General features: G+C 64.7%; 6 protein-coding genes. 2 read left to right on the top strand and 4 right to left on the bottom strand.

The genetic code is table 11. The annotated features are described in order from the left end of the window. On the top strand, positions 1-102 hold a 102-nt coding region (locus VFA16_RS16475; RefSeq protein ID WP_324968848.1), incomplete at its 5' end, for a hypothetical protein. A 60-nt stretch (positions 103-162) separates the two neighbouring features. On the opposite strand, the gene VFA16_RS16470 is transcribed toward VFA16_RS16475, so the two are convergent. Both VFA16_RS16470 and VFA16_RS16465 read right to left on the bottom strand, forming a co-directional pair. After that, positions 163-1,479: a class I SAM-dependent methyltransferase gene (locus VFA16_RS16470; protein WP_324968847.1), complete on the bottom strand. Its 1,317-nt coding sequence runs from the start codon at positions 1,477-1,479 to the stop codon at positions 163-165. Further along, complete coding sequence (locus tag VFA16_RS16465; protein ID WP_324968846.1) at positions 1,476-2,855, bottom strand: FAD-binding oxidoreductase; 1,380 nt, start codon at positions 2,853-2,855, stop codon at positions 1,476-1,478. Before VFA16_RS16465 ends, VFA16_RS16470 begins: the two co-directional genes overlap by 4 nt. Positions 2,856-2,935: 80 nt before the next feature. On the opposite strand from VFA16_RS16465, the gene VFA16_RS16460 reads away from it, so the two are divergent. Further along, positions 2,936-3,373, top strand: coding sequence for an SRPBCC family protein (locus tag VFA16_RS16460; RefSeq protein ID WP_324968845.1), 438 nt, complete (start codon positions 2,936-2,938; stop codon positions 3,371-3,373). 18 nt (positions 3,374-3,391) lie between these two features. Here the strand turns inward: VFA16_RS16460 and VFA16_RS16455 are convergent, their stop codons facing one another. Together VFA16_RS16455 and VFA16_RS16450 are read right to left on the bottom strand one after the other, a co-directional pair. Then, positions 3,392-3,622, bottom strand: coding sequence for an MbtH family protein (locus VFA16_RS16455; protein ID WP_048891435.1), 231 nt, complete (start codon positions 3,620-3,622; stop codon positions 3,392-3,394). A 155-nt stretch (positions 3,623-3,777) separates the two neighbouring features. Then, positions 3,778-4,140, bottom strand: a 363-nt coding sequence (locus tag VFA16_RS16450) for an N-acetylmuramoyl-L-alanine amidase (protein ID WP_324968844.1), incomplete at its 5' end; no start/stop codon positions are given.

The raw sequence follows: 4,140 nt of genomic DNA, 5'->3' as shown, positions 1-4,140 counted from the left end.
GAGGCCGGCCGCGAAAGCCCACCGGAACGCCGCGATCCGGAAGAAGCCGCGTTGGAGCTACTGCAAAACGAACTAGGTGCCCGCCGCATCGACAACGGCTAGCCCGGCGACCGATGCAGAGCGCTCAGCGCGATGAGGGGGAGCCGGGCAATCAGGCTAGAGCTAGGGCTGCCACCAAGGCCGCAGCGGCAGGCCGCCGTCACGACCGTATCGGTCGGGCTTGACCGCCAGCACATGGTGCAGCTGAATCTTATTCTGCTCGAACCCGACTCGCGACGCAGCCATGTACAAGCCCCAGATCTTCGCGGTGGGCAGACCAACCTCGGCCACGGCCTCGTCCCAGTGCGCGACGAGGTTGCGGCACCAGTCGCGCAGCGTCATCGCGTAGTGGTTGCGGAAGTTCTCGTTGTGCAGCACCTCGAAGCCAACCTCTTGGATCTCGGTGATGATGCGACCCGAGCCGGTCAGCTCCCCGTCGGGGAACACGTAGCGGTCGGTGAAGCCGCCGCCTCGGAAGGTCGACCTGTTGGAGTGCCGGGTGATGCAGTGGTTGAGCAGCAACCCGCCGGTGCGCAGCTTCTGCTTGAGGAAGCCGAAATACGCCGGGTAGTTCCTGACGCCGATGTGCTCGGTCAGCCCGATCGACGAGACAGCGTCGAAATCGCTCTCGCGGACGTCGCGGTAGTCGGAGTGCCGCACCTCGGCCAGCTCGCCCAGGCCCTCTTCGTCGATCTTGCGTTGCGCCCACTTGGCCTGCTCGGCCGACAGCGTGGCACCTATCGCGCGCACACCGCGACGAGCGGCGTAGCGGACCATCCCGCCCCAGCCACAGCCGACGTCGAGAAGCCGGTCACCTGGTTGCAGGCGCAGCTTGTCGAAGATCAGCCGGTACTTGTTCTCCTGCGCTTCCTCCAGCGTCGCGTCGGGGTGGGGGTACACCGCGCAGGTGTAGGTCATCGACGGACCCAGCACCCATTCGTAGAACGTGTTGGAGACGTCGTAGTGATGGTGGATGGCCTCGGCGTCCCGCGTTTTGCTGTGCCGCAGGCCCTCGGCGAGCCGGCGCCAGCGTGGCAATGCTTCTTGGGGTGGCGGGGCGACGGGCATGAAGCGCTCGACCCCTATCGAGCGGACGATGTTGGCCAGTAGTCGCGGCGAAGGCCGTTTGAAGTCGAGTTTTTCCGCCATCGTTTTGAGCAGCTCATAGGGGTCGCCGGGATGCACGCCGTGCAGTTCCAGATCACCCGAGACGTAGGCGCGGGCCAGACCGAGCTCGCCAGGCGCGGTGGCCAGGTAGGTGGTGCCGCGGGGCGTCAGGAGATCCAGGCCCAGTGCGGCGTCGTCGGGTCCGGCGCTGCTGCCGTCGTAGGCGGTGAATTTCAAGTGGCTGCCCTCGGTGAGGATCGCCAGGATCTGGGCCAGGCTCAGCTTGCCCGCGGTGTGGGGCGCGTGTTCTTTGGTCTCTCTAATTGCTGTCATCGTCGTTGCACCGCCTTCGCATAGAGGTCGAGGAGACGCGAATCGGGGTCGTAGGTCTTCTTTACCGTCTTGTAGGCCTCGCCACCGTAGAGTTCGTCGAATTCTTCACGCGTGTAATAGGAGTCCGAATACAGCGATTTGTGTCCCTCCAACTCGCCGACTTTGGCCTCGATCAGTCGATTCGTGGCGCCTTCAGTTGCGCCCGCCGGCACCGACGACCAGAACCCAACGTTGACGTACGTGCGGCCCGGCCGGATCGGATACAGCGGCCAGCCGTCCTGGTCGCGTAACCGCAACGGGCACAACCAGACCGGCGTGATGGGCACATTCTCGAGGAACCACGTCAAGAACTCCTCGGTCCGCTCGATTGGCACCTCGATGTCTTGCACCACCCGCTCGCGCGGCGGGCGACCCTTGCGTTTCTCGATCCGGTCGGCGATGCCGAACCGCCGGTCGAGCGCCACCAACTTCCAGTAGAAGCTGCTGCGCCGGTAGCGACGCGGCCACCAGCGTCGCACCCGGGGATTCTGCGCGCCGAACGAGCGTGAGCACCAGAACCAGTCGGTGTCCCAACGCCAGAAGTAGTCGTGGATCGTCAACCGGTCCTCTTTGATGCCGGCATTGTGCTGTATCGAGCGGTAGTAGATGTGCTGTCCGGTGTAGTCGCTGACGGGCCCAGGTGTGGTGGTCCGCACGCCGACACACAAGTAGCTCTCATCGGCGCTGAACACCACACCGTCGAGATAATCCACGGGGACACCGTCAAATCCGCCGGTGTCGACGATGCGGTCCATCGCCGCCACCATCTCGGCTAACGAATGGAAACGGACGTGGCGCAACGCCACGAACGGCTTGACCGGCTCCAGCTCGATCCGCAGTCTGGTCGAATAGCCAAGCGTCCCATAGGAATTCGGGAACGTGCGGTAGAGGTCAGCGTGCTGCTGTGGAGACACTGTGAGCAATTCGCCGGCGCCGGTGAGAATGTCCATCTCCAGCACGGACTCGTGGGGCAGACCGTTGCGGAACGACGCCGACTCGATACCCAAGCCGGTGACCGCCCCGCCCAGCGTGATGGTCTTCAGTTGCGGCACGACCAGCGGTGACAAGCCGTACGGCAGCGTGGCCGCGACGAGATCCTGATAGGTGCACATCCCTGCCACATCGGCGGTGCGGGCATCCGGATCGACCCCGATGACGCCGGTAAGCCCGGACGTGTCGAGCCCCGGTGCATCGTGCTTGACGCGAGCGCGGAACAGATTCGAAGTGGGCTTGGCGAGTCGGACGGACGCCGTCGCGGGGATGGAGCGATAGCTCGCCAACAACCGCTCGACGCCCGCCCTATGAGCCTCCAGTGCGGCTTCAGGAACAGGCACCACATATACCCTAGTCCCCGACAGCGGTCGTCGCAGCGTGCACACGCGATGTCAGCACATCCACAGCAGAGGAGTCTTGCCAGATGGGACAGGTCAGCGCCGCCAGCACCGTCTTGATCAACGCCAAGCCGGAAGCCGTCCTCACCGCCGTCGCCGACTACAAAAACGTCCGCCCGAAAATCTTGTCCTCGCACTACCGCGACTATCAGGTGCTGCAGGGCGGTCAGGGGCAGGGCACGGTCGCCAAGTGGAAGTTGCAGGCCACCAAGTCCCGGGTGCGCGACGTGCAAGCCAGCGTCGACGTCGCCGGCCACGCCGTCATCGAAAAAGACGCCAACTCGTCGATGGTCACCAACTGGACGGTGGCCCCGGCAGGGCCCGGCTCCAGCGTCACCGTCAAGACCACCTGGACCGGGGCGGGCGGGCTCAAGGGCGTCTTCGAGAAGACGTTCGCCCCGTTGGGCCTGAAGAAGATCCAGGCCGAGGTGCTCGCCAACCTGAAGAAGGAACTGGAAAGCTAGACCGTCGGCCAGTGGCGTTCAGTTCTCCGAAGCCTGCTGCTGAGCCAGCCTGTCACGCAGGCTCTTCGGCCGGATGTCGGGCCAGTTCGCTTCGATGTAGTCCAGGCACGAGGCACGGTCGGCTTCGCCGTACACCACGCGCCAGCCGTCCGGAACCTCGGCGAAGGTGGGCCACAGGCTGTGTTGCTCTTCGTCGTTGACCAAGACGAAGAAGCGGCCATTTTCGTCGTCGAACGGATTGATGCTCACTGGTCCTCCAGACCATCTAGTCGAGATGACTCCAACAGTCCTACCCCCGTACTGACAACCCGTACTGGAGGCCACTTAAACGCCGGGACAGAATAACTGACTCCTCGATCGACTGCGAGCGACATGACGGCTTCAAGTTTCCGGTCTCGGGGCAGTCAACCAGCTTGGGGCTGGCTGGCGAGGAAGCCCGCGATGCCCTTGACGACGGCGTCGGCGTACTTTTGCCGGCCCTCGGGGGACTCCATCAGCGCCGAGTCGGCCGGGTTTTTCATGTTGCCCAACTCGACGAGCACCGCCGGATACTGCGCCAGGTTGAGCCCGGCAAGATCCGCGCGCCCGTAGAGCCCGTTTTGGCCGATGTAGTTGGCCGGCGGAATCCCCGAGCTCTGCAGCTGGTCGCGCATGATCCGGGCGAACTGCACCGACGGGCCCGCCTGGGCCTGGTTGAGCGGCGGCGCCGAATAGTTGACGTGGAACCCGCGCCCGGTCGGCGGACCGCCGTCGGCGTGGATGCTGAC

It is taken from the genome of Mycobacterium sp. (assembly GCF_035653355.1).
Lineage (GTDB): Bacteria > Actinomycetota > Actinomycetes > Mycobacteriales > Mycobacteriaceae > Mycobacterium.
The sequence above is the reverse complement of the archived record's forward strand: the minus strand, read 5'-3'. Positions and strand labels throughout refer to the sequence as shown.

What these genes read in the sequence shown, in the direction of transcription:
- VFA16_RS16470 (WP_324968847.1), bottom strand. Translation starts at nt 1,479, where the DNA reads ATGACAGCAATTAGAGAGACCAAAGAACACGCGCCCCACACCGCGGGC.
- VFA16_RS16460 (WP_324968845.1), top strand. Translation starts at nt 2,936, where the DNA reads ATGGGACAGGTCAGCGCCGCCAGCACCGTCTTGATCAACGCCAAGCCG.